Source organism: Lutibacter sp. B1 (genome assembly GCF_012524075.1).
In the GTDB taxonomy this organism is placed as follows: domain Bacteria; phylum Bacteroidota; class Bacteroidia; order Flavobacteriales; family Flavobacteriaceae; genus Lutibacter.
Genome location: NZ_JAAZUI010000004.1, coordinates 12,961 through 36,503 on the forward strand (window position 1 = coordinate 12,961; position 23,543 = coordinate 36,503).

Below are 23,543 nucleotides of genomic sequence, written 5' to 3' on the forward strand. Positions count from 1 at the left end.
TTTTTATTCCTGATTAGAGTTGAAGTAAAGGCAAGTGTTTATTTTGTCATTCCTGCTGAGGCAGGAATCTAACCTTTTTTAAAACTCTTCTTTTTTATAAACCACATTTCGGTCTTTCAAATAGTTTAAAACATACTTGAAACAGTTTTCATATTTACCAACTAATTCTGGAGGAAAAACACCTTTCTCGCTAAATAAACCTTCTAAAAACATATTTGCTGAGGCTGTTGCCGTGTAACCTGTTGTTCTTGCCATTGATGAGGTTTTTGTTTTTTCACAAAAAGTATCGTGTAAATTATAAATAACGGTTTTGTTTTCACCTTTAACGGTAATGCGCATTACGGTAAGTTCTTTTTCAGTTTCTCCTAATTTCCATTCATTAAATAAAATTTTAGAAGTAAACTCTAAAGGAGAAATTTCTATACCGTTTATTTTTATTTTTTCTTCATTAAAAAATCCGCTTTCTTTTAAAACTTTAACGTATTCTACATGGTTAGGATAACGCAATGTTTTTTCTTTCATATTTGGAATGTGAGACATAGTATAAATAATAGAGCGTAGGCCATCAGAATTGAAAGACTCCAAAGTCCCAACATCTTCAAAATTTACAAATTCACAGTCAGAAAGTGCTTCTTTCACAACAATATTTCCGTTTTCAACATAGCGAGCCGGACGCGTATATTCTTCAATAACATCAACCGGAGAAAAAGGCGCTTTGTAATTAAACGGCCACTTTGTAACTTTAGGTAAACCGCCTACCAAACATTCAAAATAGGTTACTTTAAATTTTTCGTTATAGTAACCTAAAATATAATTTCCCATTCCGGGAGCTACACCACAATCTACAATAGCCGTAACATTTTTTTCTTTTGCCAAAGCATCTAGTTCTAAAGAATTTTCAGGAAAAAACGAGATATCAATTACGTTTTTACCGGCTTCAATAATAGATTTTAAGGTTTCAAAACCCAAAAAACCCGGAACTGCACAAATAACCAAATCAAACGGGGTAATGGTTTTTTGCAATTCTTTTTTATTGGTTACATCTAAAATAATTGTATTGAGTTTATCGCATTTTTTTAAAGCATTATACAATGCTGTTTTACTAAAATCGGTTATAGAAACATGGTGTTTTTTTGCCATATCAACAGCTATTGTGCTGCCTACCATACCGGCACCTAAAACAATAATTTTGCTCATAGTTTAAAATTTTAAAAATGAAAGAAAACAGTAGTGAAAAATTGAAATTTTGATGTAAAAAAACAATAATTATAACCCTGGAATTAAAACCCAAGGCATTTGTGAAAGTGATTTGAAGAGATGTTTAAGCATACTATAAACATACAATAAATTAAATAATGATTTTTAAAAATTAAAATAAAAAACCAATAAAAGAGTTTATATTTAAAGGTGTAAAAAATGATGGTTAAATAAACCCCTAATATTTAATGAAATACATATTTAAAAGTATACTATTACTTAGCTTTTTAACAATTGTAAGTTGTAGCAGTGATGATAATGATTCAAATAATTATACCAGCAGTTATTCTTATACAAAACAAGTAGGTTATTCGGCAGAAGATATATTATCAGCCAATTATTTTAGCAATATTTTAATTGAAGTAATGTATGTTGAAGGGTTTCAACCTCAAACAGAAACGTTGAACAACCTAAAAGCATTTATACAAGAGCGTACTTACAAAAGTAATGTAATTATTCAACAAAAATTACTTGAAATACCTACACAAACTGATTACAGTATGGGTGAAGTAAAGAAAATTGAAGATGAGAACAGAAGCGAATTTTCTTCGGGAGATCAACTAACAATTTCAGCACTTTTTTTAAACGGTAAGTCGGATAGAGATACAGATGACTCTGTAATTTTAGGTACCGCATATCGCAATACATCGTTTGTAATTTTTGAAGAAACCATTCATTCTTTTTCTGATAATCCCTTTGAACCTAGCAGAAAAGTGATGGAAAGCACCGTAATTTTACATGAATTTTGCCATTTGTTAGGTTTGGTTAATATTGGAACTCCTTTAGTGCATGAGCATCAGGATACTGAGAACGGAGGACATTGTACTAACGAGGATTGTTTAATGTATTATCAAGCTGAAAACGGAAGTAGAATTGGTCAGTTTATTTCTGGAGATAAAGTTCCTCAATTAGATGCCTATTGTATTGAAGATTTACAAGCTAACGGAGGGAAATAATTAGTTTTTTGGTAAAATTTTCCTTGCCACATATTTTTTTCGGTTAGTTTTTTATCAATTTTGGCTACTATTTCAAAATTTTTAATTCGATTCCATTTGGGTGCAATAAGTAACTCTTTTGGAGCTTCGCTTATAAAGCGTTCAATAATAATAGTTGGGCGTAAATAGCCAATAAATTCAGTAATAAAATCAATATAATCTTCTGATGTAAATAACTTAAAGTTTTCAGGATTACGTTTGTATTGCACAGCCATTACAGAGTTTTTCACAATTTGTAAATGATGCAGTTTTAGGGTATCAATAGGAAGTTTAGAAATTTCTGTAGCATGGTTTAATAATTCCCTTTTAGTTTCGCCCGGCAAACCAATTATTAAATGGGCTCCTAAATGAAAACCTTTGTTTTTACATTTGTTAAAGGCTTCTTTGGTTTCTTCAAAGGTATGGCATCTGTTTACATTTCTTAAAGTTTTGTTTAATGTACTCTCTACTCCAAATTCTAATGAAATAAAATATTTTTTCGACAGAAATGATAGATAATCAATAATTTCATCAGTAATACAATCGGGTCTTGTACCTATGGCCAAACCAATTACTCCGGGAACTTTTAAAGCTTCTTCATACAAATTTTTTAAAGACTCTATATCAGAATAAGTATTTGTGTATGCTTGAAAATAAGCTAAGTAATGAGTAATTTTATTTTTTTTGGAAAAAAAAGAAATTCCTTTTTCCAATTGCTCTTTAATGCTTTTTTCAGGTTCACAATAATCAGGGTTAAAAGAATTATTATTGCAATATGTACAACCTCCATAACCTTTAGTTCCATCTCGATTGGGACAAGAAAACCCGATATCCAATGATATTTTTTGTACTCTTTCACCAAATTGAGATTTAATGAACGAAGAGTAATCGAGATATCGTTTTCCTGTAAATTGCATTTGTAAAAATTGTACTACAAAATTATCAAAAGAATATGGATTGGGTTATTTTTACCGATAATTTATGGAAAACCACAAAGAAATTAAGAGAAAATTGTTTGAAACGTGTATGCTTTTTGTTGAAAGGCAGCATAAAACAGTTATAGATATAATTGAATTGAATAAAACTTCGCTTTTTTCCGAAACTAAAAGTTCTGCTGGAGACAAACATGAAACCGGGCGCGCCATGTTACAACTGGAAATGGAAAAAGCAAGCCAGCAACTAACATCGATCAATCAAATGAAAGAAGTTTTATCTAAAATTTCTACTGAAAACACATCAGATATAGTTTGTTTAGGAAGTTTGATTTTAACAAGTAAAGAAAATTACTATTTATCAATAAGTATTGGTAAAATAACCATAAATAATATAGATTATTATGCGGTTTCTACCAATTCACCAATAGGGCAACAATTATTAGGCAAAAGAGTTAAAAGCATTATACCATTTAATAATGCTGAAATTTCGAGTACATACTAAATTATCGTCATTGCGAATGAAATGAAGCAATCTATTAGTTATTATAAGGTTACTTCGTTGTTTTACTCCTCTCAATGACGATAATTTATAATGTAAATTTTTAACCTTTAATTTTTTGTTTATTCGGCAATTCTTTAAAGCCCATATTGTATAAAGTAAAACCAAAAATATCGGCATATTGTTCAATAGTTTTAGTAACAGGAGTACCGGCTCCATGCCCTGCATTGGTTTCAATTCTAATTAGGGTAGGATTATTACCTGTTTGTTTTGCTTGTAATTCGGCTGCAAATTTAAAAGAATGTGCAGGTACAACTCTATCATCATGGTCGGCAGTAGTTACCAAAGTTGCAGGATAACTAACACCTTCTTTTATGTTATGTACAGGTGAATATCCTTTTAAATATTCGAACATTTCTTTAGAATCTTCAGCAGTTCCATAATCGTAAGCCCAGCCTGCACCTGCAGTAAAAGTATGATAGCGTAACATATCCATAACACCAACAGCGGGTAAAGCCACTTTCATTAAATCGGGTCTTTGAGTCATAGTAGCACCTACTAATAAGCCACCGTTAGAGCCACCTCTAATTGCTAAATATTCAGATGAAGTGTAGTTATTTTCAATTAAATATTCGGCAGCAGCAATAAAATCGTCAAACACATTTTGTTTTTGCATTTTGGTTCCGGCTATGTGCCATTCTTTACCGTATTCTCCACCTCCGCGTAAATTAGGAACTGCAAAAATACCGCCTTGTTCCATCCATACCGCATTTGTAATACTGAAACTTGGAGTTAAACTAATATTGAAACCTCCATATCCATATAAAATGGTAGGATTTTTACCATTCAGTTCAGTACCTTTTTTATAGGAAATTATCATAGGTATTAAAGTACCGTCTTTAGATGGATAAAATACTTGTTCAGTAATAAAATTATCAGAATTAAAATCGATAGCAGGTTTTTTATATAATTCAGATTCGCCTGTTTTTGTTTTAAATGAATAGATTGAGCCCGGAGTAATATAATTTGAAAAAGAATAATATATGATTTCATCATCTTTTTTACCACCAAACCCTGAAGCTGTTCCAACACCGGGAAGTTCAATTTCACGAATTAATTTACCTTCATAATTATATTGTTTTACCTGAGATACGGCATCAACCATATAATTTGTAAAAATATAACCATTAGCTTTAGAAGGTAATAATACATTTTTGGTTTCTGGTATTACATCAATCCAATTTTCCGGAGCAGGATTACTTGCGTTTACTTTTACAATTCGTTTGTTTGGAGCATCTAAATTGGTTACCAATAAAAGTGTATCATTTTTATTGTCTAGAACATAGGTGTCGTAATCAAAATCTTTAATTATAGGTAAAATTTCACTTTTAGGATTTGATAAATCTTTAATATATAATTCGTTACCCGAAGTTGAAATAGAAGCTCTAATCACTAAATATTTTCCGTCTTCAGTAACATTTCCATTAATATATCGGCGTTTTACTTTATCGCCAAAAATAATTTTATCCTCTTTTTGAGTAGTTCCTAATTTGTGAAAAAATAAACGATGCTGATCTGTTTTTGCAGAAAGCTCACTCCCTTCAGGCTTTTCATAGCTTGAATAATAGAAGCCTTCGTTACCTTTCCATGACATTCCGCTGAACTTAACATCAATAATGGTGTCTTCTTTAATTTCTTTAGTAATGGCATCCATAATAATTATTTTTCTCCAATCTGAACCGCCTTCAGAAATGGCATAAGCTAACATCTTCCCATCATCAGAAAAAGATAAACCGCCTAAAGACGTTGTGCCATCTTCAGAAAAAGTATTTGGATCTAAAAACACTTCAGGCTCATCGCCTTCATTTTTAAAGCGATACAATACATATTGATTTTGCAAACCGTTATTTTTATAAAAATAGGTATACTCGCCTTCTTTAAAAGGAGCTCCTATTTTTTCATAATTCCAAATTTTTTCTAATCGTGCTTTCAATTCTTCCCTGTAAGGAATTTTAGATAGATAATTAAAAGTAACTTCATTTTCAGCACTTACCCAAGCTGCGGTTTCATCAGACATATCATCTTCTAACCACCTGTATGGGTCTTTAACTTTTATACCAAAATAATCTGTAACAGAATCAACTTGTTTGGTTGTAGGATATTTCAATTGCACTTCATTTTTTGTTGAATCGGTGTTTTTACATGAAATTATAAAAACGCCAATTACTGTAATTAATAAAATATTTTTCATTGTAAATAGATTTGCATTTAACAAATTTAACCAAAAAAGTATGCTTAAGGTTAGTACTTCAATATAATTTGATGTTAAAAAGAATTGTTTAAAAAAATAGTATATTACAGAATACTAAATGGAGTAACTTATGTTACTTAAGGTTTGTAACTTTTTGTGTCACTTTGCCATATAAATAATAGTGGTATAAAAATTGCTGTTTTTTAATAAAATAAAATTTAATAACAATGACAGAATTATTAACAAAAGAAACTTTTTTTGAAAAAGTTTTTAATTACGAAAAAAATAAAGAGTGGAAATTTGAGGGAGATTTACCTTGTATTATTGATTTTTATGCAGATTGGTGTGGCCCGTGTAAAATGGTAGCTCCAATTTTAGAAGAATTGAGTGAAGATTATAAAGGGAAAGTGAATATTTATAAAATTGATACTGAAGCTGAACAAGAATTAGCGGGAGCTTTTGGTATTAGAAGTATTCCTTCAATTTTATTTGTTCCAAAAAATGCTGAGCCACAAATGGCACAAGGTGCTTTACCTAAACATCAGTTAGAACAAATTATAAAAGACGTGCTAGAGGTTAAATAAATTGCCCCAACAGCCCTAATAAAAAAACCACATATTATGTGGTTTTTTTAGTTTTAATATTTTTAAAACAAGCTAAGCTACAGTTTCCCCAACAAGTTTGTTTTCAATTAAATATTCAGCAATTTGAATTGCGTTAGTAGCTGCTCCTTTACGTAAATTATCGGCAACTATCCACATATTTAAAGTGTTAGGTTGAGACTCATCTCTTCTAATTCTACCTACAAAAACATCGTTTTTACCTTCTGCATAAATTGGCATTGGGTAAGTATTGGTATCTGTATTATCCTGAACTTTCACACCTGGTGTTTCGCTTAATAATTTACGTATTTCAGCCACATCAAATTCATTTTCAAATTCAATATTAACACTTTCGCTATGTCCTCCAACAACAGGAATTCTAACAGCAGTTGATGTAATAGCAATAGTTCTGTCGTTCAATATTTTTTGAGGTTCACGAACCAATTTCATTTCTTCTTTTGTGTAACCGTTTTCTTCAAAAACATCACAATGCGGAATTGCATTTCTATGAATTGGATAATGATAAGCCATTTCGCCTTTTACACCATTAAACTCATTTTCTAATTGTTGTACAGCTTTAACACCTGTACCTGTTATAGATTGGTAGGTAGAAACAATTAAACGTTTTATTTTATATTTTTTATGAAGTGGTGCTAAAGGCAATACCATTTGTATAGTAGAACAGTTTGGATTAGCAATAATCTTATCGTCTTTAGTTAATTCTGAAGCATTAATTTCAGGAACAACCAATTTTTTTGTTGGATCCATTCTCCAAGCCGATGAGTTGTCTACAACCGTAGTACCAACTTCAGCAAATTTTGGAGCCCATTCTAAAGAAGTACCTCCTCCTGCTGAAAAAATAGCAATATCAGGTTGTGCATTTACAGCATCTTTCAAACCAATAACTGTATATTCTTCACCTTTATAAGATAATTTTTTGCCAACTGATCGTTCCGAAGCTACTAATAATAATTCTGTAATTGGGAAATTTCTTTCTTCCAAAACCTGTAACATTACGTTTCCTACCATTCCGGTAGCACCTACAACAGCTACTTTCATTCTTTTAATTTTTTATAAATTTAACTGGAACAAATTTCTTAAAAAATATTATATACAAGCAGTAAATAGTTAAAATTAACAAATAAATATTTATTTGTTAAAAACATGGTAGACTATTGATTTTCTTATATTTAATAGAAAATTAATTTTTTACTCCCTTAGGTATAATTTTTGAAGCTATTTTTAATAAACTTATCATGAAAAAAAGTGCTTTACTCCTAATTTTATTGTTTTCAACTTTTTCAGCATTTTCTCAATATATTGAAGGGAAGATTTTTGATGTTAAAACTAATGAGCCTATTGAAGGTGTGCATGTGTATTTAAAAAAAACCGGAAAAGGAAATTTAACAGATCGTAATGGTGAGTATTTTTTAAAAATAGGTCCAAAAGTTAAAACCAACGATACTATTTTTATTTCACATGTAAGCTATAAAACGGTTGCTTTACCTTATGTGAAAGGGAAAAATGAGTATTCGGTTTATCTTTTCCCTGAAATAAATAAGTTGGATGAAGTTAATATTATAAATCAGAGAAGATTACAACCAACTATAAAGTATCATACGTTAGCTTCTATGAAAAACGCTATACATTCTTTTGGGTCTACCTTAATAGATGATAAAATTTATGTTATTGGAGGTGATGCTTCTTTTGAGCATAATGAATTTAAAAAATTGATGGACTATGATCCTGAAAACGCCTTGGGTGTTTTTATGAGAAAAGGTGGTAATCACAATTGGGAAAGTTATAAAGGTGATTTACTTCTTTATGATATAAAATTGAATACGTGGGAAACAATAACCAAACCTAAGTTCAGAAAAAGAGCATACCATAATTTAAATACTTTTGATAATAAAATATATGTTTTAGGAGGTAAACGACTGGCAAAAAACAAAAAACATGAATATTTGGATGATAAAATAGAAGTATTTGATCTTGAAAATAATGCCATAACGGTTGATGATACAAACCCTCATCAGGCAGTAGATTTTGCTTCGTTTGTTTATAAAGATAATATAATTGTTATGGGTGGTTCAGTTAAAAAAAATAAACTTGATGTAAAAAAATATACTGATAAGGTTCATTTGTACGATATAAAATCAGGGTATTGGTATCAATTAGATAGTATGCCAGTTGCCAAAGAAACACAAGGTGTTTTAATAAACGATAAAATTTATTTAATAGGAGGTTTTAATAAAAAGGCTTTAAGCACTATAGAATCTTTTGATTTAGTAAGCAGAAAATGGAAAAATGAAGGAGAATTATTTGAAGGAATAAGCAAACCTGCTGTAACCAGTAATAATAATATCATCTATTTTTTTGATGATGGGAAAATATCCACCTACAATGTAATAACAAAAGAACTAAACGTATATTTAATAGATTTGTATTTAAAATCGGCTAAATTATATTTTAAAGATAATACCTTGTACATACTTGGAGGATATAAAGAAACCAGTTATTCGGTTTTTCCTTCTAATGAGCTTTTTAGTATTGGTATAAATGAATTTGATAATACAAAAGTTAATAAATCAAAAATGTTTTTGCATTGAAATAAAACAGAACTCTTCATCATATTAAATAATTATAAAGGGTTAGATAAATTTAATCTTAAAAAATGATTATTAAACTGAAATACCTTTAGTTACAAGAAAATATGTAGTTTTGCAAAAAAATCAAAAACGAATGACTACTACTGGGAAAATTGAATTAATGGCTCCTGCCGGAAATTTTGAATCGTTACAAGCTGCGTTAGATAACGGAGCAGATTCAATCTATTTTGGCATTGAGCAATTAAATATGCGCGCAAGAGCATCTATAAATTTTACGTTAGATGATTTACAGGAAATTTCAGACAGATGTAAAGCTAAAAATGTAAGAACATACCTTACTTTAAATACCATAATTTACGATCACGATTTATCAATAGTTAAAACACTTCTTCAAAAGGCAAAAGATGCCGATATTACAGCGGTTATTGCTATGGATCAGGCGGTTATTGCAACTGCAAGAGCAATTGGTATGGAAGTGCACATTTCAACCCAAATAAATATTACAAACATTGAGACAGTAAAATTTTATGCCATGTTTGCTGACACATTGGTGTTGAGTAGAGAACTAAGTTTACGACAAGTAAAAAAGATTACTGAACAAATTGTAAAAGATGATGTGTGTGGGCCTTCAGGAAATTTAATTGAAATAGAAATTTTTGGTCACGGAGCATTGTGTATGGCTGTTTCGGGTAAATGTTATATGAGTTTGCACAATCATAATTCGTCGGCAAATCGCGGCGCTTGTAAACAAAATTGTCGAAAAAAATATACAGTTATCGATCAGGAAACAGGTGTTGAAATGGAATTGGATAACGAGTATATAATGTCTCCAAAAGATTTATGTACTATCGATTTTTTAGATCAAATTGTTGATGCCGGTATCAAGGTTTTAAAGATTGAAGGAAGAGGTAGAGCTCCGGAATATGTAGCAAAAGTAATTAAATGTTACCGTGATGCTATTGATAGTGTTGAGCAAGGAACGTATAGTAAGGAAAAAGTAATTACCTGGATGCAAGAGCTCGAAAAAGTATACAATCGCGGTTTTTGGAGTGGTTACTATTTAGGACAGAAATTAGGAGAATGGAGTAAAGGTTCTGGAAGCCATGCTACACAAAAAAAAGTATATTTAGGTAAAGGAATGCATTATTTTCCAAAATCTAAAATAGGAGAATTTAAAATAGAAGCTTACGATATCACAATTGGAGACACCATTTTAATTACTGGCCCAACAACAGGAGCTAAAGAAATGGAGGTAAAAACGATGTTTGTTAACGATATTAAAGGTGAAAAAGCTCAAAAAGGTGATTCGTGCACCATACCATTAGATTTTAGAATTCGTCCATCAGATAAATTATATAAAATAGTTGAAAACAAAGTAGAAGCATAACTATGGTAATTATTACATTGCAAAGAGCTAAGTGTATTGGCTGTAATTACTGTGTTGAATTGGCTCCTTCTCAGTTTCAAATGTCAAAAAAAGATGGAAAATGTGTATTGCTTCATTCAAAAGAAAAAAAAGGATTTTTTACCTTAAAATCTCCCGATGAAACTATTTTTGATAACAGTTTAAAAGCAAAAGAAGCTTGTCCGGTTAAAATTATTGATGTTAAACAAACGTAAAATACGTTTTTTAACGTTTTACAGTTCGTAATTTTAACTGTATCTTTACAAATTAGTTAAGATTGTAAAATTGAAATTTTCAATTTACATTAACATATTAAAATTTAAAACTATATGAGCTGTAATAATTGCTCTTCAGATATAAATACTGTACCTAAAGGTTGCAAAAGTAATGGAAATTGCGGAACAGGAAGTTGTGATAAACTCTCTGTTTTTGATTGGTTGTCCAACATGGGTTTACCAACAGGACAAAAACCTGTTAACATTGTAGAAGTTCGATTTAAAAATGGTAGAAAACATTTTTATAGAAATGTAGATGAATTAAAAATTTCTATTGGAGATATTGTTGCTGTTGAAGGAAATCCGGGGCACGATGTTGGAACTGTATCGCTTACAGGCGAACTTGTAAAAGTTCAACTTAAGAAAAAAGGTATTGATATTAATAGTGAAGAAATCAAAAAAGTATATCGTATAGCTTCTCAAAAAGATATTGATATTTGGCAAGCTGCACGTAATAAAGAATACGAAACACAATACAAAGGCCGAGAAATTATCAGCAGACTTGGGTTGGTAATGAAATTGTCAGATGTTGAATATCAAGGCGATGGGAATAAAGCAACATTTTATTATACTGCCGATGATCGTGTAGATTTTAGGCAATTAATAAGAGATTTGGCAAGTGCTTTTAGCATTAGAGTTGAAATGAAACAAGTAGGTTTACGCCAAGAGGCAGCTCGTTTAGGAGGTGTTGGTTCTTGTGGTAGAGAATTGTGTTGCTCAACTTGGCTAACCGATTTGCGAAATGTAAATACAACTGCTGCGCGTTATCAGCAATTATCATTAAATCCTCAAAAATTAGCAGGGCAATGCGGCAAACTTAAATGCTGTTTGAATTATGAGTTAGATACCTATTTAGATGCTTTAACCGACTTCCCAAAACAAGATGTTATTTTAAAAACTGAAAAAGGAGATGCTATTTTTGTTAAAATGGATATTTTTAAAGGATTACTTTGGTATACCTATAAAGAAGATAGAAATAAGTGGTACAAATTAACACTGGAACAAGTAAAAGAAATCATTCAATTAAATAAAAACAAAGAAGTTGTTCCTTCATTAGAAGAATATGAGTCTGAGATTATTGAAAGTTCTAACGAGGCATTTGAAGATGTTGTTGGGCAAGACAGTTTAACAAGATTTGATGCTCCAAAAAGAAGTAAAAAACGAAAACCAAAAAATAAAAATCAGCAAACTCAACAAAATCAACAGAAGAAAGCAACAAACCAACAAAGTAAAAGTAACATTAGAAGAAGATCTTCTAACAGAAATACAAACAATAAAAAATAATGCGTATTAAGTTAAGTAGTATACTAATTGTTTTTGTGTTATTCTCATGTGATTCCAATAGAGTTTTTGATGAATATAAACCTATTAAAGATCATAAATGGTACTCAGATAATAAAATTGATTTTATTATAAACAATCAAGATACTATTTCAAAAAAAAATGTGTTTATTACTATTAGAAATAATAAAAACTATGAATTCAGTTCGTTATTTTTAATAACAAAAATTGAATTTCCCAGTGGTTTTCAGGTTATTGATACTTTAGAATATGAAATGACTGATGCTATGGGCAACTGGTTGGGTTCTGGATTTACCGATATAAAAGAAAACAAACTGTTTTATAAAGAAAATGTTGTTTTTTCTGAAAAAGGAGACTATAATATCGATATTCAACATGCTACGCGTAGTATAAATGATATTGAAGGTACAGAACCTTTAAAAGGTATAACCGACGTAGGTTTAAGAATTGAAAAAGTAAAATAATGACAAAAAAACAAACTGTTAACAATCAATTTTCAAAATATATTAAATGGTTTTGGATTACTATTTTAGGAGGTACCTTAGCCGTTGTTTTTTTATTTTTGTTAGCCTCTTGGGGTGTTTTTGGTGCACTTCCATCATTTGAAGAATTAGAAAATCCTGAAAAAAACTTAGCAACTGAAGTTATTTCTATTGATGGTAAAACACTGGGTAAATACGCTAAAGAAAATCGTACTCCTGTAAAATATAAAGACCTTCCCGATAACTTAATAAAAGCATTAGTTGCAACTGAAGATGAACGTTTTTACGAACATTCGGGTATCGACTTTAAAGCTTCAGCAAGAGCAGTTGTAAAACTTGGTAAAGATGGTGGAGGAAGTACCATTACACAACAATTGGCTAAATTGCTGTTTCATGGTGAAGGTTCAAAAAATATTGTTGAAAGAGTACTTCAAAAGGTAAAAGAATATGTAATTGCCATTCAATTAGAGCGTCAATACACAAAACAAGAAATTTTAACCATGTACTTAAATAAGTACGATTTTCTGAATCTGGCAGTAGGTATTCGATCTGCATCAAGAATTTATTTTGGTAAAGAACCCAAAGAACTCACCGTGCCTGAATCAGCAATGTTAGTTGGGATGCTAAAAAACGCTTCATTATACAATCCTTTAAGAAGAGAAGAATTGGTAAAAGATCGAAGAAATGTTGTGTTGGGGCAAATGTATAAAAACAACTTTATTTCTAAAGAGCAAAAAGATTCGTTAAAATTAAAAGATTTAGGTTTAGATATTCACAGAGAAGGGCATAGTGAAGGTTATGCTACGTATTTTAGAGAATATTTGAGAGATTTTATGAAAGATTGGATTAAAAAGAACCCAAAACCAGATGGAACTGAATATAATATTTATAGAGACGGACTTAAAATTTATGTAACATTAGATTCTCGTATGCAACAATATGCAGAAGAAGCTATGCAAGAACATATGGCTAATTTGCAACGAGCCTTTTTTAATGAACAGAAAAAAAACAAAACTGCTCCTTTTTACGATTTAGACAGTAAGCAAATTACAACAACAGTAGAGCAAGCAATGAAACGCTCAAATCGTTGGATAAGGATGAGAGCCGCAGGTGCTTCTGAAAAAGAAATTAGAGCTTCTTTTGAAGAAAAAACTAAAATGAACGTTTTTTCATGGAAAGGTGATATTGATACCATTATGTCTCCAAAAGATTCCATTTTATACTACAAACATTTTTTAAGAGCTGGGCTAATGTCTGTTGAACCACAAACAGGTCATGTTAAAGCTTGGGTAGGTGGTATAAATTACAAACATTTTCAGTTTGATGCGGTAAAACAACAAAAACGTCAGGTTGGCTCAACATTTAAGCCTTTTGTGTATGCATCAGCAATCAATCAATTGCAATTATCACCTTGTACAAAATACCCAAATACACCTTATACCATTCCAAAAGAAAAATATGGAATGCCCGAAGATTGGACTCCAAAAAACTCCAGTAGCAGTTATGGCGGAGAGTTAACTCTTAAAGAAGCTTTGGCGGGTTCAGTTAATGTAATTACCGCTAAGTTAATAGATATGGTTACACCGGCAACTGTAGTTAGGTTAGCAAAAAGTGCGGGTATTAAAAGTGAAATACCTGAAGTTCCTGCAATTGCACTAGGATCAGTAGATTTATCTTTGTTTGAAATGGTTGGTGCCTATGCAACATTTGCTAATAAAGGTTTACAAGTAGAACCGATGATGGTTTTAAAAATTGAAGATAAAAATGGTACTGTATTAGAACAATTTATTCCAAGCTCTAAAGAGGTTTTAAGTGAAGAATCTGCATATGTTGTTATAAATTTATTAGAAGGTGTAACACAATCGGGTTCAGGAGTTCGATTAAGAAGTAAATGGGGAAAATATCCGGATGATATTGTAACAGGTTATCCATACGAATTCACAAATCCAATTGCCGGTAAAACAGGTACAACACAAAATCAATCTGATGGTTGGTTTATGGGAATTGTACCTAATTTAGCAACAGGAGTTTGGGTTGGTGGCGAAGACAGAGCTACTCATTTTGCAGGAATTGCAAAAGGGCAAGGAGCATCTATGGCTTTACCTATTTGGGCCTTATATTATCAAAAATTATATGCTGACAGTACTTTACACGTAAGTAAAGAAGAGTTTGAAAAACCGGAAGAATTAACTATAGAAATAGATTGTTCAAAAACTTCAACTAATGATGGCAAAGAATCTCTTGAGGAAGTTCCTGAATTTTAAAAGTTAAAATGAGTTTTATTTGGAAGCCTTCAAAAAATCAGATTGGGAAAAGCAACATAGGTAAAATGATGCAACTTAATGGGTTTTCAAATTATGATGATTTTTGGAAATGGTCGGTTATAAATAAAGGAGCTTTTTTAGAGCAAACTTTAGAGGCTTTAAAAATTAAATTTCATAAAAAGTACACATCAATTTTAGATATTTCCAAAGGTGTTGAAAATGCCTTATGGCTAAAAGATGCTCAATTCAATATTGTAGATTCTTGCTTTCAAAATGCCAATGATGCTGTTTCGATAATTTTTCAGAAAGAAAGAGAAACATTTCAAAAAATTACTCAAAAAGAACTTGAAATTTTGGTAAACAGAATTGCTAACGGCTTAGTTGAATTAGGATTAAAAAAAGGTGATAAAATTGCAATTTGTATGCCTATGACTGTTGAGGCTGTAGCAATATATTTAGCTGGTATTAAGGCCGGTATGCCCATTGTTACAATTGCAGACAGTTTTACACCAAACGAAATAGAAACTCGTTTAAATATAACTAAACCAAAAGTAATTTTTACCCAAGATGTTTTAAAAAGAGCAGGTAAAATTTTACCGCTTTATTCTAAATGTGTAGAGGCTAAAGCTCCTCAAATAATTACAATAGAAACTGAAAATTCATCAGTTAATTATAGAGAAGAAGATATTTTATGGACCTCTTTTTTGAGTGATAATTATAAGTTTACAACGGTTATTCAAACTTCAGAAGATGTAATTACGGTTTTATTTTCATCGGGAACTACTGGTGAGCCAAAAGCTATTCCGTGGACACATATAACTCCTATTAAATGCGCAAGTGATGGTTATTATCATCAAAATATACAAGAAAACGACATTATTTGTTGGCCCACAAATTTAGGATGGATGATGGGACCATGGCTGGTATTTTCAGCTCTTATTAATAAAGCAACCATAGCTTTGTATAACGGTTCTCCAACAGAAGAAAATTTCGGAAAATTTGTAGAAGAAACCAGAGTTACTATGTTGGGTGTAATTCCAAGTTTTGTTAAAAGCTGGAAAAGTTCCGGATATATGGAAAAATACAATTGGAACAGTATAAAATGTTATAGTTCTACCGGTGAGGCTTCAAACCCGGATGAAATGGAGTATTTAATGAGATTAGCAAATAATAAACCTATAATTGAATACTGTGGCGGAACTGAAATAGGTGGAGGTTATGTAACAGGAACTGTAGTTCAGGAAAATATTCCAAGTACTTTCTCTTCACAGGCATTAGGCAGCGAATTTGTTTTATTAGATGAAAATAATAATGAAACAAATAAAGGAGAAGTTTTTCTAATTCCACCAATTTTAGGTATTTCAAACAAGCTTTTAAATAAAGATCACTTCAACGTATATTATAAAGATACTCCAACATATAAAGGTAAATTATTACGCAGGCATGGCGATCAATTGGAGCAGTTAGAAAACGGTTATTATAAAGCACATGGAAGAGTTGATGATGCTATGAATTTAGGCGGAATTAAAGTGAGTTCTGTTCAAATTGAAGCTGTTATTAATACATTGGATTTTATAAAAGAATCTGCCGCAATTGCAGTTTCACCAACAAATGGAGGGCCAAGTTTACTGGTTGTTTATTATGTTGAAAATGAAACTGATTTATCAGATAACGAGAAGTTTCAACTAGTTAAAGAAAGTATAAAAAACCAGTTGAACCCGCTGTTTAAACTTACTGATTTGGTAAAAATTACTAAATTGCCGCGCACAGCATCAAACAAAATAATTAGAAGAAAATTAAGAGATTTATACGAAAATAAATGAGAATAGCATCGTACAACGTAAACGGAATTAGAGCAGCATTAAATAAAGGATTTATAAGTTGGCTACAAGTAGCAGATCCTGATGTAATTTGCATTCAAGAAACAAAAGCTCATAAAGAACAGTTAGATTTAGAATTATTTGAAAAGGCAGGATATCCTTATCACTATTGGTTTTCAGCACAAAAAAAAGGATATAGCGGTGTTGCTATTCTTTCTAAAATTGAACCAAATAAAGTAGCATATGGCACAGGTATGGAATCAATGGATTTTGAAGGTAGAAATTTACGTGTTGATTTTGACGATTTTTCAGTAATGAGTTTGTATTTACCATCAGGTACAAATGATGACCGGTTAGATTTTAAACTAACGTATATGGATCAGTTTCAGGAATATGTAAATAGTTTAAAACAAGAAATACCAAACTTAATTATATCAGGCGATTATAATATTTGCCATACCGAAATTGATATTCATAATCCGGTTCAAAACAAAAATACTTCAGGGTTTTTACCTGTTGAAAGAGAATGGCTTGGTAGTTTTATTGATAGTGGTTTTATTGATTCTTTTCGATTTTTAAATAAAGAACCCCACAACTATACATGGTGGAGTTACAGAGCAAACGCACGTAATAACAATAAAGGTTGGAGAATCGATTATCATATGGTTAGTGAACCTTTAAAAGACCGAATTAAAAGAGCTTACATTTTACCAGAAGCTAAACATTCAGACCATTGTCCAATAGTTGTAGAAATAGAATAATTATTAAATTTGATAAAAAGCAATTAAATACGTACAATTACTCCCAATAATAGTGCAAAAAATAAGATTGAATTAAATGAAGAAATTACTAAATATAGCTTTCCTATTAATTTTTAGTATTGGATTTTCGCAAACCCCAACAGATACTATAAGATTTCAAAAACTAGAAGATACCAAAGAATTGTTTTCATCAAGTGATTCTTTATTTTTAAAAAAGAACGACACACTAACATTAAAAATACATAAAGAAGCTACTTTAATAGATAGCCTATGGTTAAATGAATTAATAAAATCTCCATTATACGACACTATTCAATATGTGCTAAAAGATGACGAAATTATAGAAACTGAGTTAGAAGAATTACCTACTGATTTACTAAAAGAACGTTTAAAAGTACTAAACAGTAAAACACCTTTTAACATTGAATATAATATCCATTTAGAACAAGTAATCAAAACATATTTAAAGCGAAGAAAATCTACATTTTCAACATTAATGGAAAGAGCTCGTTATTACTTTCCAATGTTTGAAGAAAGTTTAGATAAATATGATATTCCTTTAGAAATAAAATATTTGGCCATTGTAGAGTCTGCATTAAAACCAACAGCTAAATCGCGTGTTGGAGCAACAGGTTTGTGGCAATTTATGTACCAAACCGGAAAGCAATTCAATTTAAATGTAAGCTCTTATGTTGATGAACGCTCAGATCCTTACAGAGCAACTGAGGCAGCTTGTAAATATTTAGCAAGTTTATATCAAATTTTTGGTGATTGGGATTTAGCACTAGCGGCTTACAACTCTGGCCCTGGAAATGTGAGTAAAGCCATAAGAAGATCTGGAGGAAGTACTAATTATTGGAATATAAGGCATAATTTACCACGTGAAACAGCAGGATATGTCCCTGCTTTTTACGCCACCTTATATATTTTTGAGTATGCAAATGAGCACAATATTAAAGCTAAAGAAAATGCAATAACTTATTTTGAAACGGATACAGTTCAAATAAAAAGGCAACTTACTTTTGAGCAAATTTATGAAACTACAAAAGTGGATATTGAAGTTCTTCAATTTTTAAATCCGCAATATAAACTGGATATCATTCCTTATATAAAAGGAAAAAATTACACACTTACCTTACCTGTAAAAGATATTGGTAAATTTTTAAGTAACGAAAAAGAAATTTATGCTTTTGCTGAAGCTGAAGATGCAAAAAGAGAAAAACCATTGCCTCAGTATGTTGAAATGAATGATCGAATTTTGTATAGAGTTAGAAGCGGAGATTATTTGGGGAAAATAGCAAATAAATATGGTGTCTCGGTCAACAACATAAAACGTTGGAATAATTTAAGAAGCACACGGTTAAGAATAGGGCAGCGTTTAACAATATATCCTAAGAAATTAACAGGAAGCACAGTTGCAAAAGCAAAACCAAAAACAACAACAAAATCGGTACCAACAGGTAATTTTAGTACCTATATAGTAAAATCAGGAGATTCACTTTGGAAAATAGCTCAAAAATATTCTAACGTTTCTGTTCAAAATATTAAAGATTGGAACAATATTTGGAGTGTTAAAAGTCTAAAACCGGGAATCAAACTTAAAATATTTAATAAATAAGATGAAAAAACTAGGAGTACTTTTGGTAATTATTTCTTTTTTAGTTGCTTGCAATTCAAAAAATGATAAAATGACGTATAAAGGAGCAAATGGAAGAATTAACCACTTGCTAATTGTTATAAAAAACAGCCAATGGCAAGGAGAAATTGGAGATGAGATTCGTAAAGTTATCGCTGAACCGGTATTAGGATTACCTCAACCTGAAGCTCAGTTTGAAGTTTCGCAAATTCCAATCGAAAATTTTGGAACAATGTTTAGAGCTACCAGAAGTGTACTAAATGTAAGTATTTCTAATGAAAATTCTTTTACTGTTGCTACAAATGTTTATGCTGCTCCTCAAAAAATTATTACAATAACGGGTAAAACTAAAGAAGATTTAATAGAGGAAATTAAAAAGAACAGTAAAAAAATTGTTTCAGTTTTTAAAGAAGCAGATTTAAAATCGGTTCAAAATAGTATTCTAAAAAAATATTGGGACCCAACACAAATTAAAACTTTTAAAAAGCAAGGTTTTTCATTAAAAATTCCTAAAACCTATAATAAAGTTGAAGATAATGGCGATTTTATATGGTATCGTTATCATTTAGATAGAGGAAACAGTATGGAAATATTTGCATATACTGTTCCAATTACTTCAGAAGAAGATGAAAACGGAGGAACAATAGTTGCTATCAGAGATGCTTTTGGTAAAAAAAATATACCGGGTCAATTAGAAGATTCATACATGATTACAGAAGAAGCCTATACACCACATGTTTTTGAAGTTGAATTAGATGGTAGAAAAGCTTTTGAAACCAAAGGTAAATGGGAAGTGAAAGGTGTTTATATGGCGGGCCCTTTTATAAATTATACAATTGTAGATAAACCAAATAATCGTTTAATTATTGTGGAAGGATTAACTTTTGCTCCATCAATTAATAAGAGAGATTATATGTTTGAATTAGAAGCCATTTTAAAAACATTTAAAATTAATTAGCAATAATTTAATATCAAATAAAAAAGCTGTTCATTATGAACAGCTTTTTTTATATATAAAGTTAAAAATTACTATTTATTCATTTTTGCCCAACTATCACGTAAAGGAACAGTTCTGTTAAATATTAATTTATCTTTTGAAGAGTCTTGATCTACACAAAAATATCCTAAACGTTGAAATTGAAATCTGTCTAAAACTTTGGCCGATTTTAAACTTGGTTCAACATAAGCGTTAATAATGTTTAAAGAATTTGGGTTTAAAAATTCTTTAAAGTTTTTATCTTTAAAAGTATCTGGTGCTTCATGAGTAAAAAGTCTATCGTACACTCTTACTTCAGCTGTCTCGGCATGTTTGATAGATACCCAATGTAAGGTACCTTTCACTCTTCTTTTACTTGCTTCTGTTCCACTTCCACTACGACTATCTTTATCATAGGTACAATAAATTTCAGTAATTTCACCATTCTCATCTTTAACACAATTTTCAGCCTTTATAATATAAGCATTTTTTAAACGCACTTCTTTACCTATACTTAGACGGAAGAATTTTTTGTTTGCTTCTTCTTTAAAATCTTCCTTTTCAATATAAATTTCTCTGCTAAAAGGTACTTCTCTAAAACCAGCACTTTCATCTTCCTGATTATTTTCAGCAGTTAACCATTCGTCTTTTCCTTCAGGATAATTGGTTATTATCAATTTTACAGGGTCTAAAACAGCCATTACGCGTGGAGCCGTTTTATTTAGATGATCTCTAACGCAGTATTCTAATAAAGCTACATCGGTTACGTTATCTCGTTTGGCAATACCGGCAACTTCGCTAAAATTTCTAATAGATTCCGGAGTATAACCTCTACGTCTTAGTCCTGAAATTGTAGGCATTCTTGGATCATCCCAACCGGCAACAATACCTTCTTGTACTAATTGTAACAACTTACGTTTGCTCATAACGGTATAACTTAAATTTCTACGGGCAAACTCACGTTGTTTTGGACGTAATAAGTTTTCATCATATACTTGATTTACATACCAATCGTATAAATCTCTGTGAGATTTAAATTCCAAAGTACAAATAGAATGTGAAACTTGTTCTATATAATCAGATTCACCATGTGTCCAGTCGTACATTGGGTAAATGCACCAATCATTTCCGGTTCTATGATGATGTTTTTTTAAGATTCTGTACATAATTGGGTCGCGCATATGCATATTGGTATGAGCCATATCAATTTTTGCACGCAAAACATGTGACCCCTCATCAAATTCTCCATTTTTCATTTTGAAGAATAAATCTAAGTTTTCTTCAACAGTTCTATTTCTGTTTGGGCTATCAGTTCCTGCTTCAGTAGGTGTACCTTTTTGAATAGCCATTTGTTCTGAAGTTTGATTATCAACATAAGCCTTTCCTTCTTTAATAAGCATAACGGCCCAGTCAAAGAGTTGTTGAAAATAGTCTGACGAATACAATTCTTTATCCCATTTAAAACCTAACCATTGTACATCGTGTTTAATGGAATCAACATATTCCTGTTCTTCTTTTGCAGGATTTGTATCATCAAAACGCAAATTTACAGGAGCATTGTACTTTAATCCCAAACCAAAATTTAAGCAAATTGATGCTGCATGGCCAATATGTAAATATCCGTTTGGCTCTGGTGGAAATCTAAACCTAAGCTTATCTTTAGATAAACCTTTTGCTAAATCTTCTTCAATAATTTGCTCAATAAAATTCAACGACTTTTTTTCTTCATTCATAATAACGCGAAACTAATTAGGTTGCAAAATTATTGATTTTTTTGGCAACACAACTACAAAAAAACAGGCTAATTACTATATTTGATAAAAATATAAGATATGAACAATGTACAATTAAAATATACTTGTCCCAAATGTAACAATAAAACATATAAAACGGGTGAAATAAGAACAACAGGTGGGTTTTGGACTAAAATTTTTAATATTCAAAATAAAAAATTCACATCTGTAACTTGTGAAAGATGCAGTTATACAGAATTTTATAAAGCACCAACAAAGGCATTAAGTAATATTTTCGATTTTTTTGCTAACTAAAATGGGTACAATTAAAATAAGAAATATTCGTGTTTATGCGTATCATGGATGTTTGATTGAGGAAGGAAAAATTGGTTCCGATTATAGGGTTGATTTAACGGTTAAAGCTAATTTATCAAAATCGGCAATTACTGATAGTCTTTCAGATACAGTTGATTATGTACATTTAAATAAAATTGTAAAAGAAGAAATGGCTGTTCGTTCAAAATTATTAGAACAAGTAGCGCAACGCATTTTAGACCGAATTTTAGCAGAAATACCTTTAGTAAATAAAGTTGATGTAGCTGTTTCAAAGCTAAACCCACCAATTGGCGGAAATGTTGCAATGGTTACTATTGAAATGTCAAAAAGAAGGAAAGAGTAAAAAAAATCTTGTCAGCTTATTAAAATTCATTAAATTTGCAATCCGAAATAAGGCGTCGTGGCCGAGTGGCTAGGCTGGGCTCTGCAAAAGCTCCTACAGCGGTTCGAATCCGCTCGTCGCCTCAATAAAACCTAAGCAATTGCTTAGGTTTTTTGTTTTCTTTAACATATTGATAAATATAAATTGATGTATATTTGTACAATTAAGCTTATTTTATGAACATTTATCCTATTGAAACAGGGAATTTTAAATTAGATGGAGGGGCAATGTTTGGTGTAGTTCCTAAAGTTTTGTGGCAACGTACAAACCCTGCTGACAGCAATAATTTAATTGATATGAGTATGCGCAGTATGCTTATTGAAGATGGAGACAGACTTATACTAATTGATACAGGGCTTGGCAATAAACAATCTGATAAATTTTTTAGTTATTATTATTTATTCGGAGACTTTTCATTAGATACATCTTTAGCAAAATTCGGTTTTCATAGAGATGATATAACCGATGTTTTTTTAACTCATTTACATTTTGACCATTGTGGAGGAGCCATAAAATGGAATAAAGACCGCACAGGCTACGAACCGGCTTTTAAAAATGCAAAATTTTGGAGTAATAAAAATCATTGGCAATGGGCTGTAGAACCAAATCCACGAGAAAAAGCGTCTTTTTTTAAAGAAAATATCCACCCAATGGAAGCTAGCGGACAGTTAAACTTTGTTGAACTTCCTTCAAATGACTTTGCTAAAAATACGAAGTTGGGTTTTGATATTTTATTTGCTGATGGGCATACCGAAAAACAAATGATTCCGCACATACAATATAAAGGTAAAACCGTTGTATATGTTGCAGATTTGTTGCCAACTGTAGGACACATACCTTTACCATATGTTATGGGTTATGATACAAGACCTCTATTAACAATGAATGAAAAAGAAAAGTTTTTAAACTTGGCTGCAGATAATAATTACATTTTGTTTTTAGAACACGATGCTACCAATGAACTTTGTACAGTTAAGCATACCGAAAAAGGAGTACGTTTAAACGAAACATATAAATTTACCGAAATATTTAATTAAACAATAA

General features: G+C 30.9%; 21 protein-coding genes and 1 tRNA gene. 17 read left to right on the forward strand and 5 right to left on the reverse strand.

Annotated features, from left to right (window positions below; translation table 11 throughout):
- Positions 1 to 78: 78 nt before the first annotated feature.
- The gene (locus HGB55_RS03255; protein ID WP_168814630.1) at positions 79 to 1,197 is read right to left on the reverse strand and encodes a saccharopine dehydrogenase family protein; all 1,119 of its coding nucleotides are present in this window, start codon (positions 1,195 to 1,197) and stop codon (positions 79 to 81) included.
- A 248-nt stretch (positions 1,198 to 1,445) separates the two neighbouring features.
- Between HGB55_RS03255 and HGB55_RS03260 the strand changes: the two genes are divergently transcribed.
- The gene (locus HGB55_RS03260) at positions 1,446 to 2,213 is read left to right on the forward strand and encodes a membrane metalloprotease (RefSeq protein WP_168814632.1); all 768 of its coding nucleotides are present in this window, start codon (positions 1,446 to 1,448) and stop codon (positions 2,211 to 2,213) included.
- On the opposite strand, the gene HGB55_RS03265 is transcribed toward HGB55_RS03260, so the two are convergent.
- Positions 2,174 to 3,148 carry a TIGR01212 family radical SAM protein gene (locus HGB55_RS03265; protein WP_168814634.1) on the reverse strand — a complete coding sequence of 325 codons (975 nt, stop codon included), beginning with the start codon at positions 3,146 to 3,148 and terminating at the stop codon, positions 2,174 to 2,176. The two genes, HGB55_RS03260 and HGB55_RS03265, sit on opposite strands and share 40 nt — an antisense overlap.
- A 64-nt stretch (positions 3,149 to 3,212) precedes the next feature.
- Between HGB55_RS03265 and HGB55_RS03270 the strand changes: the two genes are divergently transcribed.
- Entirely contained in the window at positions 3,213 to 3,668 is a 456-nt protein-coding gene (locus tag HGB55_RS03270; protein ID WP_168814636.1) for a 3-oxoacyl-ACP synthase, read from the forward strand.
- A 100-nt stretch (positions 3,669 to 3,768) separates the two neighbouring features.
- Here HGB55_RS03270 and HGB55_RS03275 read toward each other — a convergent pair whose 3' ends face one another.
- Entirely contained in the window at positions 3,769 to 5,916 is a 2,148-nt protein-coding gene (locus tag HGB55_RS03275; RefSeq protein WP_168814637.1) for a prolyl oligopeptidase family protein, read from the reverse strand.
- Positions 5,917 to 6,143: 227 nt separating this feature from the next.
- Between HGB55_RS03275 and trxA the strand changes: the two genes are divergently transcribed.
- Positions 6,144 to 6,500 carry a thioredoxin gene (trxA, locus tag HGB55_RS03280; RefSeq protein ID WP_168814638.1) on the forward strand — a complete coding sequence of 119 codons (357 nt, stop codon included), beginning with the start codon at positions 6,144 to 6,146 and terminating at the stop codon, positions 6,498 to 6,500.
- Positions 6,501 to 6,572: 72 nt separating this feature from the next.
- Here trxA and HGB55_RS03285 read toward each other — a convergent pair whose 3' ends face one another.
- Positions 6,573 to 7,577, reverse strand: coding sequence for an aspartate-semialdehyde dehydrogenase (locus HGB55_RS03285; protein WP_168814643.1), 1,005 nt, complete (start codon positions 7,575 to 7,577; stop codon positions 6,573 to 6,575).
- Between the two features lie 197 nt (positions 7,578 to 7,774).
- On the opposite strand from HGB55_RS03285, the gene HGB55_RS03290 reads away from it, so the two are divergent.
- The 10 genes from HGB55_RS03290 (at position 7,775) to HGB55_RS03335 (ending at position 20,030) form a co-directional block, all read left to right on the forward strand.
- Positions 7,775 to 9,127, forward strand: a complete 1,353-nt coding sequence (locus HGB55_RS03290; RefSeq protein ID WP_168814644.1) for a kelch repeat-containing protein — start codon at positions 7,775 to 7,777, stop codon at positions 9,125 to 9,127.
- A 133-nt stretch (positions 9,128 to 9,260) separates the two neighbouring features.
- Positions 9,261 to 10,514 (forward strand): peptidase U32 family protein, encoded by a 1,254-nt coding sequence (locus HGB55_RS03295; RefSeq protein WP_168814645.1) that lies wholly within the window; start codon positions 9,261 to 9,263, stop codon positions 10,512 to 10,514.
- Positions 10,515 to 10,516: 2 nt separating this feature from the next.
- Positions 10,517 to 10,747: a ferredoxin gene (locus HGB55_RS03300; protein WP_168814646.1), complete on the forward strand. Its 231-nt coding sequence runs from the start codon at positions 10,517 to 10,519 to the stop codon at positions 10,745 to 10,747.
- A gap of 114 nt (positions 10,748 to 10,861) precedes the next feature.
- Positions 10,862 to 12,091 carry a regulatory iron-sulfur-containing complex subunit RicT gene (locus tag HGB55_RS03305; RefSeq protein WP_168814647.1) on the forward strand — a complete coding sequence of 410 codons (1,230 nt, stop codon included), beginning with the start codon at positions 10,862 to 10,864 and terminating at the stop codon, positions 12,089 to 12,091.
- Positions 12,091 to 12,573, forward strand: a complete 483-nt coding sequence (locus tag HGB55_RS03310) for a gliding motility lipoprotein GldH (protein ID WP_168814648.1) — start codon at positions 12,091 to 12,093, stop codon at positions 12,571 to 12,573. Before HGB55_RS03305 ends, HGB55_RS03310 begins: the two co-directional genes overlap by 1 nt.
- Entirely contained in the window at positions 12,573 to 14,855 is a 2,283-nt protein-coding gene (locus HGB55_RS03315; protein ID WP_168814649.1) for a penicillin-binding protein 1A, read from the forward strand. The genes HGB55_RS03310 and HGB55_RS03315 overlap by 1 nt, the downstream gene beginning before the upstream one ends.
- Positions 14,856 to 14,863: 8 nt before the next feature.
- On the forward strand, positions 14,864 to 16,678 hold the full coding sequence (locus HGB55_RS03320) for an AMP-binding protein (protein WP_168814650.1): 1,815 nt from the start codon (positions 14,864 to 14,866) through the stop codon (positions 16,676 to 16,678).
- Positions 16,675 to 17,436 (forward strand): exodeoxyribonuclease III, encoded by a 762-nt coding sequence (locus HGB55_RS03325; RefSeq protein ID WP_168814651.1) that lies wholly within the window; start codon positions 16,675 to 16,677, stop codon positions 17,434 to 17,436. Before HGB55_RS03320 ends, HGB55_RS03325 begins: the two co-directional genes overlap by 4 nt.
- 76 nt (positions 17,437 to 17,512) lie before the next feature.
- Positions 17,513 to 19,054: a lytic transglycosylase domain-containing protein gene (locus HGB55_RS03330; RefSeq protein ID WP_168814653.1), complete on the forward strand. Its 1,542-nt coding sequence runs from the start codon at positions 17,513 to 17,515 to the stop codon at positions 19,052 to 19,054.
- Between the two features lies 1 nt (position 19,055).
- On the forward strand, positions 19,056 to 20,030 hold the full coding sequence (locus HGB55_RS03335; RefSeq protein WP_168814654.1) for a DUF4837 family protein: 975 nt from the start codon (positions 19,056 to 19,058) through the stop codon (positions 20,028 to 20,030).
- A gap of 71 nt (positions 20,031 to 20,101) precedes the next feature.
- On the opposite strand, the gene HGB55_RS03340 is transcribed toward HGB55_RS03335, so the two are convergent.
- Positions 20,102 to 21,781 (reverse strand): glutamine--tRNA ligase/YqeY domain fusion protein, encoded by a 1,680-nt coding sequence (locus HGB55_RS03340; protein WP_168814655.1) that lies wholly within the window; start codon positions 21,779 to 21,781, stop codon positions 20,102 to 20,104.
- A 99-nt stretch (positions 21,782 to 21,880) separates the two neighbouring features.
- On the opposite strand from HGB55_RS03340, the gene HGB55_RS03345 reads away from it, so the two are divergent.
- The 4 genes from HGB55_RS03345 (at position 21,881) to HGB55_RS03360 (ending at position 23,536) form a co-directional block, all read left to right on the forward strand.
- Positions 21,881 to 22,096, forward strand: a complete 216-nt coding sequence (locus HGB55_RS03345; protein WP_168814656.1) for a zinc ribbon domain-containing protein — start codon at positions 21,881 to 21,883, stop codon at positions 22,094 to 22,096.
- Between the two features lies 1 nt (position 22,097).
- Positions 22,098 to 22,460 (forward strand): dihydroneopterin aldolase, encoded by a 363-nt coding sequence (folB, locus tag HGB55_RS03350; protein WP_168814657.1) that lies wholly within the window; start codon positions 22,098 to 22,100, stop codon positions 22,458 to 22,460.
- 51 nt (positions 22,461 to 22,511) lie between these two features.
- Positions 22,512 to 22,582 (forward strand) — tRNA-Cys (locus tag HGB55_RS03355).
- Between the two features lie 93 nt (positions 22,583 to 22,675).
- The gene (locus HGB55_RS03360; RefSeq protein ID WP_168814658.1) at positions 22,676 to 23,536 is read left to right on the forward strand and encodes an MBL fold metallo-hydrolase; all 861 of its coding nucleotides are present in this window, start codon (positions 22,676 to 22,678) and stop codon (positions 23,534 to 23,536) included.
- The last annotated feature ends 7 nt before the right edge of the window (positions 23,537 to 23,543 follow it).

Bases quoted from the DNA above. Each gene is read 5' to 3' on its own strand.
- HGB55_RS03260 (WP_168814632.1), top strand. From the start codon at position 1,446: ATGAAATACATATTTAAAAGTATACTATTACTTAGCTTTTTAACAATT.
- HGB55_RS03340 (WP_168814655.1), bottom strand. From the start codon at position 21,781: ATGAATGAAGAAAAAAAGTCGTTGAATTTTATTGAGCAAATTATTGAA.
- HGB55_RS03295 (WP_168814645.1), top strand. From the start codon at position 9,261: ATGACTACTACTGGGAAAATTGAATTAATGGCTCCTGCCGGAAATTTT.
- HGB55_RS03360 (WP_168814658.1), top strand. From the start codon at position 22,676: ATGAACATTTATCCTATTGAAACAGGGAATTTTAAATTAGATGGAGGG.
- HGB55_RS03300 (WP_168814646.1), top strand. From the start codon at position 10,517: ATGGTAATTATTACATTGCAAAGAGCTAAGTGTATTGGCTGTAATTAC.
- HGB55_RS03320 (WP_168814650.1), top strand. From the start codon at position 14,864: ATGAGTTTTATTTGGAAGCCTTCAAAAAATCAGATTGGGAAAAGCAAC.
- HGB55_RS03275 (WP_168814637.1), bottom strand. From the start codon at position 5,916: ATGAAAAATATTTTATTAATTACAGTAATTGGCGTTTTTATAATTTCA.
- HGB55_RS03255 (WP_168814630.1), bottom strand. From the start codon at position 1,197: ATGAGCAAAATTATTGTTTTAGGTGCCGGTATGGTAGGCAGCACAATA.
- HGB55_RS03270 (WP_168814636.1), top strand. From the start codon at position 3,213: ATGGAAAACCACAAAGAAATTAAGAGAAAATTGTTTGAAACGTGTATG.
- HGB55_RS03285 (WP_168814643.1), bottom strand. From the start codon at position 7,577: ATGAAAGTAGCTGTTGTAGGTGCTACCGGAATGGTAGGAAACGTAATG.
- HGB55_RS03305 (WP_168814647.1), top strand. From the start codon at position 10,862: ATGAGCTGTAATAATTGCTCTTCAGATATAAATACTGTACCTAAAGGT.
- HGB55_RS03335 (WP_168814654.1), top strand. From the start codon at position 19,056: ATGAAAAAACTAGGAGTACTTTTGGTAATTATTTCTTTTTTAGTTGCT.
- HGB55_RS03330 (WP_168814653.1), top strand. From the start codon at position 17,513: ATGAAGAAATTACTAAATATAGCTTTCCTATTAATTTTTAGTATTGGA.
- HGB55_RS03325 (WP_168814651.1), top strand. From the start codon at position 16,675: ATGAGAATAGCATCGTACAACGTAAACGGAATTAGAGCAGCATTAAAT.
- HGB55_RS03290 (WP_168814644.1), top strand. From the start codon at position 7,775: ATGAAAAAAAGTGCTTTACTCCTAATTTTATTGTTTTCAACTTTTTCA.
- HGB55_RS03265 (WP_168814634.1), bottom strand. From the start codon at position 3,148: ATGCAATTTACAGGAAAACGATATCTCGATTACTCTTCGTTCATTAAA.
- folB (WP_168814657.1), top strand. From the start codon at position 22,098: ATGGGTACAATTAAAATAAGAAATATTCGTGTTTATGCGTATCATGGA.
- HGB55_RS03345 (WP_168814656.1), top strand. From the start codon at position 21,881: ATGAACAATGTACAATTAAAATATACTTGTCCCAAATGTAACAATAAA.
- HGB55_RS03310 (WP_168814648.1), top strand. From the start codon at position 12,091: ATGCGTATTAAGTTAAGTAGTATACTAATTGTTTTTGTGTTATTCTCA.
- trxA (WP_168814638.1), top strand. From the start codon at position 6,144: ATGACAGAATTATTAACAAAAGAAACTTTTTTTGAAAAAGTTTTTAAT.
- HGB55_RS03315 (WP_168814649.1), top strand. From the start codon at position 12,573: ATGACAAAAAAACAAACTGTTAACAATCAATTTTCAAAATATATTAAA.